Source organism: Sutcliffiella horikoshii, from assembly GCF_020524325.1.
Taxonomy (GTDB): Bacteria; Bacillota; Bacilli; order Bacillales; family Bacillaceae_I; genus Sutcliffiella_A; species Sutcliffiella_A horikoshii_D.
This window is the reverse complement of sequence record NZ_JAIVKY010000006.1, coordinates 272,290-286,558: the sequence shown is the minus strand read 5'-3', so window position 1 is coordinate 286,558 and position 14,269 is coordinate 272,290. Positions and strand designations below refer to the sequence as shown.

The 14,269-nt window shown below is 34.0% G+C and carries 12 protein-coding genes; 9 read left to right on the top strand and 3 right to left on the bottom strand.

Annotation, left to right across the window (positions count from 1 at the left end):
• The first annotated feature begins 20 nt into the window (after positions 1-20).
• The gene (locus LC091_RS08450) at positions 21-593 is read left to right on the top strand and encodes a recombinase family protein (RefSeq protein ID WP_319003648.1); all 573 of its coding nucleotides are present in this window, start codon (positions 21-23) and stop codon (positions 591-593) included.
• Here LC091_RS08450 and LC091_RS08445 read toward each other — a convergent pair.
• Positions 579-3,542, bottom strand: coding sequence for a Tn3 family transposase (locus tag LC091_RS08445; RefSeq protein WP_226681584.1), 2,964 nt, complete (start codon positions 3,540-3,542; stop codon positions 579-581). The genes LC091_RS08450 and LC091_RS08445 overlap by 15 nt on opposite strands.
• A gap of 147 nt (positions 3,543-3,689) precedes the next feature.
• On the opposite strand from LC091_RS08445, the gene LC091_RS08440 reads away from it, so the two are divergent.
• The 7 genes from LC091_RS08440 (at position 3,690) to LC091_RS08410 (ending at position 10,997) form a co-directional block, all read left to right on the top strand.
• Positions 3,690-4,277 (top strand): recombinase family protein, encoded by a 588-nt coding sequence (locus LC091_RS08440; protein ID WP_226681583.1) that lies wholly within the window; start codon positions 3,690-3,692, stop codon positions 4,275-4,277.
• A gap of 87 nt (positions 4,278-4,364) precedes the next feature.
• Entirely contained in the window at positions 4,365-5,174 is an 810-nt protein-coding gene (locus LC091_RS08435) for a hypothetical protein (RefSeq protein WP_226681582.1), read from the top strand.
• Positions 5,164-5,865: a WxPxxD family membrane protein gene (locus tag LC091_RS20565; RefSeq protein WP_226681581.1), complete on the top strand. Its 702-nt coding sequence runs from the start codon at positions 5,164-5,166 to the stop codon at positions 5,863-5,865. The genes LC091_RS08435 and LC091_RS20565 overlap by 11 nt, the downstream gene beginning before the upstream one ends.
• Positions 5,858-6,583: a DUF2705 family protein gene (locus LC091_RS20560; RefSeq protein WP_404819672.1), complete on the top strand. Its 726-nt coding sequence runs from the start codon at positions 5,858-5,860 to the stop codon at positions 6,581-6,583. Before LC091_RS20565 ends, LC091_RS20560 begins: the two co-directional genes overlap by 8 nt.
• A gap of 4 nt (positions 6,584-6,587) precedes the next feature.
• Positions 6,588-7,217, top strand: a complete 630-nt coding sequence (locus tag LC091_RS08420) for an ATP-binding cassette domain-containing protein (protein ID WP_226681580.1) — start codon at positions 6,588-6,590, stop codon at positions 7,215-7,217.
• Between the two features lie 59 nt (positions 7,218-7,276).
• Positions 7,277-7,702, top strand: coding sequence for a DUF2712 domain-containing protein (locus LC091_RS08415; protein WP_226681579.1), 426 nt, complete (start codon positions 7,277-7,279; stop codon positions 7,700-7,702).
• Between the two features lie 337 nt (positions 7,703-8,039).
• The gene (locus tag LC091_RS08410; protein ID WP_226681578.1) at positions 8,040-10,997 is read left to right on the top strand and encodes a Tn3 family transposase; all 2,958 of its coding nucleotides are present in this window, start codon (positions 8,040-8,042) and stop codon (positions 10,995-10,997) included.
• A gap of 76 nt (positions 10,998-11,073) precedes the next feature.
• Here LC091_RS08410 and LC091_RS08405 read toward each other — a convergent pair whose 3' ends face one another.
• Both LC091_RS08405 and LC091_RS08400 read right to left on the bottom strand, forming a co-directional pair.
• On the bottom strand, positions 11,074-11,469 hold the full coding sequence (locus tag LC091_RS08405; protein ID WP_226681577.1) for a hypothetical protein: 396 nt from the start codon (positions 11,467-11,469) through the stop codon (positions 11,074-11,076).
• A gap of 90 nt (positions 11,470-11,559) precedes the next feature.
• A complete protein-coding gene (locus LC091_RS08400; protein ID WP_226681576.1) occupies positions 11,560-12,924 on the bottom strand; it encodes an MATE family efflux transporter in 1,365 nt (454 codons plus the stop codon).
• Between the two features lie 421 nt (positions 12,925-13,345).
• Between LC091_RS08400 and LC091_RS08395 the strand changes: the two genes are divergently transcribed.
• Positions 13,346-14,128 (top strand): TerC family protein, encoded by a 783-nt coding sequence (locus LC091_RS08395; RefSeq protein WP_226681575.1) that lies wholly within the window; start codon positions 13,346-13,348, stop codon positions 14,126-14,128.
• The last annotated feature ends 141 nt before the right edge of the window (positions 14,129-14,269 follow it).

Sequence of the window (14,269 nt, the reverse complement as noted above, 5' to 3'; positions counted from 1 at the left end):
ATTTCATGGGAGGGAATTTCATGGGGAAAATTTTTGGATATGCCCGTGTTTCTACACAAGATCAAAATTTAAATCTTCAAATTGACGCTTTAGAGAAAGCAGGCGCAGTTGTTATTTACAAAGAGAAAATGACCGGAGCGAAAAAAGAACGCCCAGAATTAGAGCAACTCCTGAAGGCGATAAGTGAAAGTGATTCTGTGGTGGTTTATAAATTGGACCGTATTTCAAGATCCACAAAGCACCTTATCGAGTTGGCCGAAACGTTTGAAGAAAAAAAGGTCAATTTTATTTCTATACAAGATAGTATTGATACCTCAACAGCTATGGGACGTTTTTTCTTCCGAACTATGGCAAGTATCGCTGAATTAGAGCGAGATATTATAAGTGAACGTACAAAATCAGGATTACAATCTGCAAGAATGAGGGGTCGGAACGGAGGAAGACCTTTCAAAGACCCTAAGTTGGTGGAACGTGCTTTGAAATTACATTCATCTAAACAATATAGGGGTATCGTCAGGAAAATGCGGATTTACAACGTTAAGCAAGTTTTCCTGACGATTACCCCGTTTTTAACAACGTTAAGAAAGTTTTAATGGTCTTAAAGAATCTAATGAAACCATTTTCTCCGGACTGAAATGGTATTCCCCTAGTAAATTAATATGCTCCCAGCCTAAAGGAGACATATGATGCAACAAGTCCTCTTTAAAATCACCTAAACCCTTTTGGTATTCCACTGCTTTTGTCAGATGTAGCGTATTCCAAACACTAATGGCATTGATAATTATGTTTAAAGCACTGGCCCTTTGTAGTTGATGCTGTATCGTTCGTTCCCGAAGTTCCCCTTGTTTCCCAAAGAAAATAGCTCTTGCGAGACCATTCATCGCCTCTCCTTTGTTTAAGCCTTTTTGAATTTTTCTTCTTAAAGATTCACTAGTAAGGTAATTAAGAATAAAAATAGTTTTTTCGATTCTTCCCATTTCACGCAATGCTGTAGCTAAACCGTTTTGTCGAGAGTAGGAGCCAAGCTTCCCCATAAGAAGTGATGCCGAGACAGTTCCTTCTCTTATTGAATGAGCTAATCGTAAGACATCATCATAATTATCTTTAATAATTTTTGTATTTATATGGCCACGTAAAATAGACTCTAATTTTGGATACTCGCTTGCCTTTTCTAATGTAAACAGCTTTGAATCTGACAAATCTCTTATTCTTGGCGCAAACTTAAAGCCTAAAAGGTGAGTTAATCCAAAAATTTGATCTGTATAGCCTGCTGTGTCTGTGAAATGCTCTTCTATATTTAAGTCGGTCTCGTGATGCAATAATCCATCTAGAACATGAATAGCATCTCTTGAATTAGTATGAATAATTTTTGTATAATACGATGAGAACTGGTCGCTGGTAAATCGGTAGATTGTTGTACCTTTTCCGGTTCCGTAATGCGGATTTGCGTCTGAGTGTAAAGATGAAACGCCTACCTGCATTCTCATTCCATCTGACGAAGAAGTTGTACCGTCACCCCAATAGGAAGATAAGTCTAACTTGTGGTGAAAATTTACTAATACAGCTTGCGCTTTGTTCATAGCATCTTCATGCATTCTCCATTGAGATACATTGGCAAGTTGTTTATATGTAAGATCAGGCGTTGCTTCAGCCATCTTACTTAGCCCAATATTCAATCCCATTCCTAATAGGGCTGCCATGATGATAACCGTTTCTTCTTTATCTGGTTTACGGTTATTTGAGGCGTGAGTAAATTGTTCATGAAATCCAGTTATATGAGCAACATCCATGAGTAAATCGGTTAATTTTATCCTAGGAAGCATTTGATAAAGGCTAGCACTAAATTTTTTGGCTTCCTCTGGAATCACCTTCTCCAACCGTGCAATTGAAAGCTTTCCTTTCTCGAGCGAAACTCCCTCTAGTTTATTCCAATTGTTAGATAACCATTTTAATCTCTCATTAAGACCATTGTTCCTTTCTTGAATGTAGTCTTCGAACGACAAGCTAACTGATAATCGTGTATGATCTTTGTCTTGGTTCCACGTATCTTGTGAAAACAAATATTCCTCAAAATCTCTATATTGCCTACTGCCTGAGATAGACACATCACCGGCTCGAACATGCTCTCTTAATTCCGTTAAAACAGCCATTTCATAATAGTGACGATTGATTGTACCGTCTTCTTCATATAAATGCTTTTTCCAACGATTTGAAACAAAATCTACAGGAGCTTCTATAGGGACTTTTCGCTTTCCGGAATCGTTCATTCCACGTATAATATCAACCGCCTGCAAAAGTGGTTCGTTTGACTTTGTTGAATGAAAATCGAGAACTCTCAATAGGGTCGGTGTATACTTTCTAAGGGAATAAAAACGCTTCTGGAGTAAATCAAGGTAATCATAATCAACAGGTCTGGCTAGTTCTTGGGCTTCTTCTACTGATGTGACAAAGGAATTCCATTCAATAATGGACTCTAAAACCTCAAAGACATCTAACCCTTCCGTTTTCGCTTTTATTAATGCTTGGCCTATGTTAGAAAAGTGAATTACTTTTTCATTGACTTTCTTACCATTTCTTTTCTGAATTTCTTCTTGTGCTTTTCGTCCTTTTGACAGCAGGCTAAGTATTTGTCTATCATGAATTTCAAACGCCTTATCTGTTAACTCCTCAGTAAGTTGCAATAAATATACGGTTAGAATTGTATAACGTTTGTTTTCTTGGAAGTCACGAAAAGCATAAGGTTCATATCTTGAACCTAGTCGAGAAAATTGTAAAAAGCGATTCCGGTGTAAATGATTAACTTTAACGCTTCCTAGTTTCATTCCCCGAATATATTCTAGTCTTTCTATTACTTTTAAAAATGTCTCAGGAGAAGGATGACCTGGTGACTCCTTTAACCAACCCAATATTGTCTTATTAGTTTCAGATCTATGCTGAGAGGTAATGATTTCTTCAAGCTTTTCCTTTTGGTCATTAGTTAAAGATTGACTGACGGTATTAAATATCTTCTTTTCTGCCATTGCCCTAGCTTCCCATACCATCCTTTCAAGTGTTGTAATAGCAGGCAGTATAACTCTATTCTTTCTCAAAAAATCTATGCTCTCGTGAAGTAAATGAATAGCATCTCCATTTTCCAATGCTAATTGATAAAGGTGTTTAAATGTCATTCGATATTCTTTTAGAGTGAATGTTATAAAACCATATTCGTTCCGAATCTCTTTCAAGTGATCCCACAGCGTATTTTCTCTTTGAGGATAAAGACTAAGTGAAGAAGGATCCGCATTAATTTGATTTGCTATGTATCGCATAAACGAATCAGGCAGGTTTTTAATATGTGTATATGACCAGCCTGGATATCGAAGAACAGCCAATTGCACTGCGAATCCTAATCTATTTTCTTGCCTGCGTCTCTTATTAATAACTGCCAAGTCTTGATTAGAAAATGTATAGTAGGTTCCTTCAATCAAATCATCTTCCGGAATCTCCATAAGAAGATTCCTTTGATCCGTTGTAAGTAATTCTCTTCCTCTTGCAATTTTCAAATTGTATCATCTCATTTCTTTAACTATTCAGTTTATTAGTATTATTATATATCAATAGAGTGTACTCTATTGATACAATAGTAGAAGATTGGTAGAATCAGTGTTAGGGATGTCTCATAAGACTTGTCTCAAAATTGAGGTGATATTTTGCGGAAAATCGGTTATATTCGTGTTAGTTCAACTAGCCAAAATCCTTCAAGGCAATTTCAGCAATTGAACGAAATCGGAATGGATATTATGTTTGAAGAAAAAGTTTCTGGTGCAACAAAGGATCGTGAGCAACTTCAAAAAATGTTAGGGGATTTACAGGAAGGTGACATTATTTATGTTACAGACTTAACTCGGATCACTCGAAGTACACAGAATTTATTTGAATTGATTGATTTAATACGAATTAAAAAAGCAAGCTTAAAATCAATCAAGGATACATGGCTAGATTTATCTGAAGATAATCCATATAGTCAATTTTTGATTACGGTTATGGCTGGGGTTAATCAGTTAGAACGAGATCTATTACGTATGCGACAGCGTGAAGGGATTGATTTGGCAAAGAAAGAAGGAAAATTTAAAGGTCGGTTAAAGAAATATCATAAAAATCACGCAGGAATGAATTATGCTGTTAAGTTATATAAGGAAGGAAATATGACTGTAAACCAAATTTGCGAAATAACAAATGTCTCCAGAGCTTCTTTATATAGAAAGGTATCGGAGGAAAATCTCATTATTAATAATTAAATAGTTTAAATGAATTTTATAGGGGCAAACAATTTCTAGAAATAGTATAATTATCTGGAAATCAAAAACAAAATTGGGGGGATAAAGTTGTTAACTAGTGAAATTCATCGTATTTTGGCAAGTAGGAAAAGCAAATTTTTTATTTCTTTGATATTTATAATCCCATTTATTGATTTATTGAGTAATTGTTATACTTATTTTTATGATTTTTTAATGCATCCAGATGCCTATGGGGGTGCTATTTCTAGAGAAACATTATTACATCCTTCAAAAGCCAGTTTTCTATCCGGTTCTTCACAAGGTCATGTTGCTCAAATGTTATTAATTTGGGTGTTGCCTATATATTTTTTAATTATATATTCTGATTTTTATATACAAGAAAAAAAATTAGGGTACTCTAACATAACTTTTACAAAGTTATCAAAAAAAAAATTTTTAAGCATTCGTTTTTTTGTTACATTCTTTTTACCATTTACTATTGTATTAATATCCTTATTATTAAATTTTATCCTTGCAGTTGTTATTTTTCATGGAGGACAGAGCTTTCAAGGAATGGAAAGTTATTCTAATCCGCATCCATTATTAAGCTATTCATTAAATAATCCTTATTTAGCCTACATAGGTTACATATTTATTTTTTCATTAATTGCTGGGTGTTGTGGAGTTATTTGTACATCGCTAAGTTTATTATTTTCTAAATATAAACATGTATACTCTATTGCTTTTTTTATTTGGATCATACAGATTATTTTACCTAATAGCCTTACTTATTTAATTCAACCTTTTATTGAATACGGATTTGATAGAATAATTCCAGCAAGTATTTTATTTAGTTCTATTGTCATTATATTATTTGTATCATCATGGTTTTATAAGGTGAAATTTGATGAGATATAACTACTTAAATCTTCTACCTTTAATTGGATTCTTTCTTTTTTTCTGGGTTTTCTTGAATAGAAATAATATCAATTTTATTAACACTAATTCTGATTTATTAGATTTATTAACATCTTACGCAGGATATAATTCTCTAATGCTGCATGGGACTATGTATACATTATTGTTTCTATTATTACTTTTTTCCTCAATTCCGAATAATTTAACTCAACTAATGGTTAGGGTGACTAGGAAAAAATTTATAAAAAAGATAATAAAAAATGTTATATTACAAGCATTTATATTTGTAGGTATATTTACTAGTATAAACTTAATCTTAACCTTATATTTTGTAGATACTTCAATATTAACAAATTCTGGATTTTTTGTGGGATTTATTATATCTTTTGTGAGTACAGTATTTTTATATATTTTAATAGGACTACTTTTTTCTATTATATATATATCTCTCTTTTCAGAAGTAAAATCTCTCATACTAACCTTTATTATTAGCACAATATTTGTTTGTGGAGACCTAATATTAGGTTGGAATACACCATTCCAAGATACTATTGTTTATGATTACCTTTTAAATTCCGGTATAAACTTAATAAAATACTTATATATTTACTTCAAAAATATAGTGTTAATATTTTGTGCCTATTACCTATTAATAACTATTTTTAAAGAAAAGGATATTATAAATGTTTAAATCAAAATATAGTCTGGTATTAATGATGGTTTTACTTACTATCTATAGTATCTTATGGGCATTTCTAAATCGAGACGAAAGCTTATTAGTCTTATACGGAGGTGTTCCATTTGATGGGGAATGGTATGTTTATTTACTAAATTATTTTATGTTCTCTGGGTATGTTTTTTTTGTTTTTAAAAAAAATGATAACTATGTTAATGGATATGGGATTTATGTAGTCCTACGTTTTCAATCTAAGATGAAAATAATAATCCGGATCATTATTAATACAATGTATTATGTTTTTATCTTTGAATTGTTCAAGTTATGTATATATACAATAGTTCTATTAGTCATTAATAAACAAGTTTTTATAGAGAACTACTTTACTTTTATAAATATGATTTCAATAAATTTATTTCTATTGTTTTTATTTTTATTTGTCCAAATAATATTAGAGTTGTTTTGGGACAGTAAAATTGCTTTGGTCTTAATGCAGAGTAGTTATTTATTATTACTCTCATTAGGGAGTGTTGTTAGAATGGTTATTGGAGATAGTTATTTGAATTTGTTAATCCTTCCTAATGTTTTAATGTACGAAAGATTAAAGAGTTTTTATACCTTTGACTGGATTAATATGGTATTTATTTACTTATTTTTAATAGTTATCTTTATTACACTAATACTTATAGTTAAAGTATTAATAAATAAAAAAGATTGGTTAGAAAGGGTGTAGGGTTATGTCGAAAATTAGAATTATCAATTACTCGAAAACTATTAAAAAAAAATCTATTTTAAAAAGTATTAATTACACTTTTGAATCTGGTAATATATATGGTTTGTTTGGAAGAAATGGATCAGGAAAAACTATGATTCTAAGAGCAATTGCAGGGTTAATATATCCAAATGAAGGACATATAGAAATTGATGATAAAGTTTTACATAAAGATATTGATTTCCCCCCTGAAATAGGAGTAATTATAGAAAATACAGAACTGTTACCTCAATATTCAGGTTATAAAAACTTAAAAATTCTAGCGAATATAAATAAAAAAGTATCAGATGAAGAGATATTAACTACATTACAGCAAGTAGGCTTATCTCCTTATATAAACCTAAAAGTAAAAGAATATTCATTAGGTATGAAACAAAGACTAAGTATAGCTCAAGCTATTTTTGAAAAACCTAGGATACTATTATTAGATGAACCTACAAATGCCCTAGATGAAGAAAGTATTACTTCAGTTAGAAACTTACTATTAGAATTGAAAAATCAAGGTTGTACAATCTTAATCGCTAGCCACAATAAAGAGGACCTAAACATATTGTCGGATAAAATTGTAAAAATTGTTGATGGGGCAATTGAATAGTAGTAAAATATAGTAGATTCATAATTTACTAAAAATTAAGAAAAGTAGTTGTTTAATTTATGAGAAAATATAGCAAAATTACCAAACTGGCTTGTGTTGCTGTTATTGCCGGGGCAGTATCAATACCTTTCACATCATTTGCTACAAATGATGATGTCCCTTATGAATTTAAAATCTATGGGTATCAACAGAACGGTAAAGAAGCTGATGGTAGATACAGACAAACTAAAAGTGTTGATAATACCTGGAAAGTAAAGTTAAATAAAACTGGCGAAGGTTCAGGATCTGTCACTAGATTCTGGATAGAAGACTCTTCAGCACGCAATGTTAGTATTCACAAAGATGTTAAACAAGGTAATGGAGAGTATCATACAAGTCCATATGCAAGTGCAAATGAAAGGACAGTTTGGTTAACTGCACAAAATAACAATTATAATGGTACTAGTTATACTGTTGAAGGAATATGGGATGAGGAAATTTGGTAAAGTGATATGAAAACCCATTATAACCTATAAAACTACTTCAAAGGTATAAAGAGAAACTTTCTTAAGACCAGATTTTAGATTTGCGGTTAATTGCTTACTAATTTTAAGAAAACAAAATACCTTTATATTTGGTTATCAGCCCAATTTCTCGACTTTAATATTGAGAAATTGGGCTTTTATTTATAAGATATTCCTTAACGTTGTAAATCCGCATTTTCCTGACGGTACCCCAATATAGCATTAAAGAAATTACGGATATGACGGGTGTTAGTAAATCAGTTTTGTATCGAGCTTTGGAAAAAATTTAAGCCTTTGGGTTGGATTGGGGGATATTCCTGTGTATCTAAGAGCAAGAGAACTACTTACACCTGATCAAAGAAAGGATTTTTTGACAATCCCTTCTACTTTAAGTAAATGGGAATTATCATATTACTACACCCTTACACAAGATGATATTGAGATAATTAAACGTAGAAGAAGAGACCATAATCGATTGGGATACGCTATTCAAATTTGTCTTTTTCGATATCCTGGTTGGTCTCTATCGGATATCAAGAACGTTCCTGATAAGGTGCTAACCTATGTTGCTAAACAGTTACAAGTAGATGCAAGTGAATTTAAGTTATACTCTGAACGAGGGCAAACGAAACATGAACATATGGAAGAAATACGAAACCATTATGGATTTTCTAATTTTTCCGCACAGTCATATCGGATTATTTCACAGGCATTACTCCCCCATGCAATGGAAAATGGAAATGCCTTATTCCTAATAAGGATGACTTTAGATGAAATGAGAAAGCGAAAAATCATCTTACCTGCTATTACAACGATTGAAAGGTTAGTATGGGAAACACGGCGAAGGGCAGAGGAAAAAGTATATAATTCACTCTATAAACCGTTATCCCAATGGCAAAAACAACAATTGGAAAAATTAATTATTACCACTGCAGATAGATCAAAAACAAAACTTGGGTGGCTAAGGGAAATACCGGGTCAATCATCACCAGATGCTTTTTTAAAAGTAATTGAAAAATTAGACCATATCCGTTTATTAAATCTTTCAACAAGGATCGAACACATTCATTCCAATAGGTTGCTTCAGCTTGCTAGGTTAGGTATCCGGTATGAACCTCATTCTTTTCGAAGGTTTAAAGAGAATAAAAGGTATGCTATTCTTGTAGCTCATCTTTTAACTCTTAGTCAGGATCTAATCGATCAAGCTATAGAAATTCATGACCGCCAAATCATGATCTTACAGTCAAAGGGTAGAAAAGCCCAAGAGGAACTGCAAAAGCAGAATGGAAAATCTATCAATGAAAAAATATTGCACTTTGCAGACATAGGAGAAGCTTTAGTAAAAGCACGAAATGAAAAGTTAAATCCATTTGAATTGTTAGAGAAAATAATGCCTTGGGAAAAGATGGTTGATTCTATAGAAGAAGCAAAACGTTTAGCTCGACCTATGGACTACGATTACTTAGATTTATTAATCAACCGGTTCACATACCTTAGAAAGTATACACCAGTACTTCTTAGTAAATTAGAATTCCATACAACTCAAGCTGCTGAACCCGTATTGCGTGCTCTAAATGTCTTGCGTGAAATGAACGAAAATAAAAAACGTCAAGTTCCTGAAGGCGCACCATTGGATTTTGTGCCAAAGAGATGGCAAAAGCATGTATATAATGAGGATGGAAATATTAATCGCAAATATTATGAATTAGCAGCATTAACCGAACTAAAAAACCATATTCGTTCAGGAGATATATGGGTTGTCGGAAGTCGTTTACATAAGGATTTTGAGGAATACTTAGTCTCCAAAGATGTTTGGGATAATACAAAAAATACAGGCAATAGATTAGCCGTTGGTATGTCTGCCAATGAATATTTAATAGAAAGAAACGAATCTTTAAATAAGAGATTAGATTATATCTTGAAAAACTTAGATTCTCTCGAAGGAATAAGTATTGAAAAGTCAAGGATACGGTTAGATCGTTTAGAGAAAGACACACCAGAAGACGCAAAATCTCTTAGTCAAGCTTTGTATAACATGATACCTAGAGTAAAACTTACGGACTTATTAATTGAAGTTTCCAATTGGACAGGATTTGATGAGCACCTTACCCATGCATCGAATAATCGTCCTCCTAAGGGAGAAGAAAAATCTATTGTAATGGCCGCGATTATGGCGATGGGAACCAATATTGGGCTTACCAAAATGGCTGAGGCAACACCAGGAATTTCCTATCATCAGCTGGCTAATGCAGCCCAGTGGCGACTACATGAGGATTCTTTAAGTAAAGCTCAAGCTACTTTGGTTAATTTTCAACATCACCTTTCTTTATCAAAACATTGGGGAGATGGCAGTACTTCTTCTTCTGATGGCATGCGTGTACAAGTTGGTGTTTCTTCTCTTCATGCTGATGCCAACCCACATTACGGAACTGGGAAAGGAACTACTATCTATAGATTCACGAGCGATCAATTTTCTTCCTTTTATACAAAGGTTATTAACACTAACGCTCGGGATGCCGTCCATGTTATAGATGGGTTGCTTCATCATGAATCAGAATTATCTATTGAAGAACATTATACAGATACAGCTGGTTATACAGACCAAGTCTTTGGATTAAGCCATATATTAGGTTTTCGTTTTGCTCCTAGAATGCGGGATCTATCAGATTCTAAACTTTATATTATGGATAAATCTAATGACTATTCAAAGATTGAAAGCATATTACGGGGGAAAATCAATATTAAAATCATTAAAGATAATTATGATGATGTCTTACGATTAGCACATTCTATACGAGAAGGAAAAGTATCAGCTTCTTTGATTTTGGGTAAGTTAGGATCCTATTCTCGCCAAAATAAAATGGCAACAGCTTTACGTGAAATGGGTAGAATTGAAAAAACAATCTTTATATTAGACTATATTTCTAATGAAACATTACGTCGACGTGTCCAAAGAGGATTAAATAAGGGAGAAGCAATGAATGGATTAGCAAGAGGCTTATTCTTTGGGAAACGTGGAGAGATAAGAGAAAGAGGATTGCAAGATCAGCTTCAACGGGCTAGTGCCTTAAATATCCTTATCAATGCTATAACAGTTTGGAATACAGTTTACCTTACTGAAGCTACGAGGATATTAAAAGCTAAAGGATTATTAAAAGAGGAATTATTACCTCACATTTCCCCATTAGGTTGGGAACACATAAACTTATTAGGTGAATATACATTTGACTTAAAGAAGGCACCTAACTCAAATGAACTACGTCCATTAAAGACATAAGGATAAGCTGATCTTCTCTTAGCGTTGGAGAAATCAGCTTTTATTTACCATTTATTGTCTTAACGTGGGTTTTATGTCAAAATGCTGGCGGTACCCCTATCTTAGAATTAATGCTTTGGTCACAACGCTCCATAAAGAAGTATGCTTTCTTTAATTGCTGAACAACCTTTTGGACGCTATTAGGATTTATTCGGTTTACTCCAATATCTTGAAGATATGCAAATGCGACGGCCAAAGAAGGTAATAGATAGTCTGAACTCAAAAGATTGGCATCATATTCAATCAAGATTTTAATTTCTCTTTTCAATTTAACTTTATATTTTTTGAACTGTACGATTAGCTCTTCCTGCAATTTTGCTTTCTGTTCATAGTTTGATCCTTCATAGCTTTCAAGTAAATCAAGAAGGACTTTTAGCTCATGGCGAAAATAGTGTAAAGAAGCACGGACTTTTTCCATATCATAATCATTCATAGGTATTACCTCACTTAAAAATTATAATATGACTTTTTTCGACAATTTACTACATAAGTCCTTCTTTTATTCCTATAAGAATAGTTATATTTATTTTACAGGCACTGTTGTTGCCATATATCTTTTTTGAAGGATACTTAAACGCCATGAAAGCCCGACTGCACCTGCTGCTAACCCACAAATTAAGCCGATCCAATAACCGAATGCTCCAAATTCAGTAAAGTTTGCGAGTAGATATCCAATTGGCAAACCGATAATCCAATAGGATACAAAAGCTAGCATAAACGTAACATTGACATCTTTATATCCTCTTAAAGCCCCTTGGATCGGTGCAGCAATTGCATCAGATAGCTGGAAGAAAATAGCGTATAAAAGGAAAGCGGTTGTAAGTGCAATCACTTCTGGATCTTTTGTATAAAGAAAAGCCACTTCTGCTCTAAATAAATATAGAAAGACAGCACAAATGGAGGAAAGAAGAACTGCTGAAGCTACGCCCAGGATGGTGTACTGTTTGGCATCATGAATGCGACCTGCTCCAACTTCAAACCCAACCAAGATAGTTAACGCCATTGAAATGCTGAGCGGAATCATATAAAGCAGGGAAGCAAAATTCAGTGCTACTTGATGAGAAGCGATCGTTACTGTATCGAAAGAACTCATCAGAAGTGTAACAGCTGAGAAAATACTGGTTTCAAAGAAAATCGAAAGTCCTATGGGAACCCCGATTAATAGGATCTCTTTCCACTTGGAAAAGGAAATGGGATATAGTTTCTTAAACAAAGGATACTTGGTAAAAGGCTTTTTTTTCAGGACAATGTATAGTGAAATGAACATGATTAGCCAATAGGTTAATGCAGATGCAACTCCAGCACCAATTCCCCCAAGGGCAGGAAGTCCAAGTTTTCCAAAAATCAATAGGTAGTTAAGTAAGACATTTATAGGTAGGGAAAGGAGTGTAATAATCATAGACGTTCTTGTATGTCCTAACGCATCAATAAAACAACGAATTACTGTATAGACAAACAATGGAATGATCCCAAAGCCAAGTGCAATCAAGTAATAATTAGCTATGTGTCTAACTCCGTCTTCCAGATTCATTCCAGAAAGTATCGGGTTAATCAACATAGCCCCAAGTAAGATTACGATTATACTCATGGCAAACGCGACATATACACCTTGAGTGATCGAAAAAGGGACACCTTCTGTTTTCTTGGCACCAACTAATTGGGCCACGATAGGAGTAATGGAGAGTAATATTCCACTAAGACCAGTGTAGACTGGAACCCAAAGTCCAGAACCAATTGCCACACCTGCTAAGTCGCTTGCACCAACATTTCCGGTCATCATAATGTCAAAGAGATTCATCGAAAATAATCCGAGTTGAGTGATAAGAATAGGAACGACAATTTTAATGAAAAGTTGAAGACGATCTTTATAGGAAAATACTTGATGCATATCGAAGCCACGACCTTTTATATGTAGTAAATATCTAATAATGGTATGGATTATATCATAAAACATTTATTTAGAGTGTAGAAATAAACTATTTGAAATGTAAGACAATTAATTTCCTTTAGTTGCATGGAGAGGATTAAACAATGTGTTGACACATTTCTATAAAGCTACTAGAATAGGTATATATTAAAACTACATATGCACAAGCCCAATCAAAGGGGAGTAGCTATGAGAACGATATTGCCGTCATGACGTGACTGAATAAATCAGCACCGGCTTTATCGGCAACCTTGATGTTGTTAGCAAGACCTTTGCCTAAACTGGAAATTGGACAGTTCTAGGTAAAGGTCTTTTATGTGTTAATAAAAGCCTTTACCTATTTCTGGGAAAGGCTTTTGTTATGTAAAAAGGAGAGGAAACCATGGAATTATCATTATTATTGGAATACGGCTGGGTTCTTCTTGTCTTGATTGCACTAGAAGGTATATTAGCGGCTGACAACGCACTAGTACTAGCAATTATGGTTAAGCACCTACCGGAAGAGGCCCGTAAAAAGGCTTTATTTTACGGTCTGGCAGGGGCACTCGTCTTCAGACTTGGTTCTTTGTTTGCCATTTCATTCTTAGTAACAATTTGGCAGGTGCAGGCGATTGGTGCCGCATACTTGCTGTTTATCGCACTCAATCATATATGGCGACGGTTTGCAGTGGCAAAAGTGGAACATGCTGCTACCGTTGATTCGCCAAAAAAACAGTCCGGTTTTTGGATGACAGTTTTCAAAGTTGAAGTTGCAGACATTGCTTTCGCAGTAGACTCTATCCTTGCAGCTTTCGCATTGGCCATGACGTTGCCAAAAACAAACCTGCCTCAAATCGGAGGTATTGATGGAGGTCAATTCATCATTATCTTCCTGGGTGGATTTATCGGGGTAGTTATTATGCGTTTTGCTGCTACCTTGTTCGTTAAGTTGTTAAAAGAGAGACCAAGTTTGGAAACAGCCGCATTTTTGATTGTTGGTTGGGTAGGTTTCAAACTGGCTATGTACACATTGGCACACCCAAGTGTTGGCGTGCTTCCATACCACTTCCCGCACAGTCCGTTATTTAAAGCGATGTTCTGGATTGTCTTAATCGGTATCGCTGTTGGTGGCTGGATTGTTTCCGGAAAGAACAAAGTAGTTCAAGAAGTGGATAGCATTAAGTAAGCTAACTCTTTTTACTTCAAGTAACATACAATAATTGATATAATGTACTAGGCTGTTGACAATCTAATGTCAGCAGCCTTTTTCAATCATACGATATCTAGGCCCATATTGTGGGATACTAAAGGGAATAAGTTAAAAGGA

Excerpts from the sequence above, each read along its gene's own strand:
- LC091_RS08450 (WP_319003648.1), top strand. The coding sequence starts at position 21 with ATGGGGAAAATTTTTGGATATGCCCGTGTTTCTACACAAGATCAAAAT.
- LC091_RS20565 (WP_226681581.1), top strand. The coding sequence starts at position 5,164 with ATGAGATATAACTACTTAAATCTTCTACCTTTAATTGGATTCTTTCTT.
- LC091_RS20560 (WP_404819672.1), top strand. The coding sequence starts at position 5,858 with ATGTTTAAATCAAAATATAGTCTGGTATTAATGATGGTTTTACTTACT.
- LC091_RS08420 (WP_226681580.1), top strand. The coding sequence starts at position 6,588 with ATGTCGAAAATTAGAATTATCAATTACTCGAAAACTATTAAAAAAAAA.
- LC091_RS08415 (WP_226681579.1), top strand. The coding sequence starts at position 7,277 with ATGAGAAAATATAGCAAAATTACCAAACTGGCTTGTGTTGCTGTTATT.
- LC091_RS08405 (WP_226681577.1), bottom strand. The coding sequence starts at position 11,469 with ATGAATGATTATGATATGGAAAAAGTCCGTGCTTCTTTACACTATTTT.
- LC091_RS08400 (WP_226681576.1), bottom strand. The coding sequence starts at position 12,924 with ATGCATCAAGTATTTTCCTATAAAGATCGTCTTCAACTTTTCATTAAA.
- LC091_RS08395 (WP_226681575.1), top strand. The coding sequence starts at position 13,346 with ATGGAATTATCATTATTATTGGAATACGGCTGGGTTCTTCTTGTCTTG.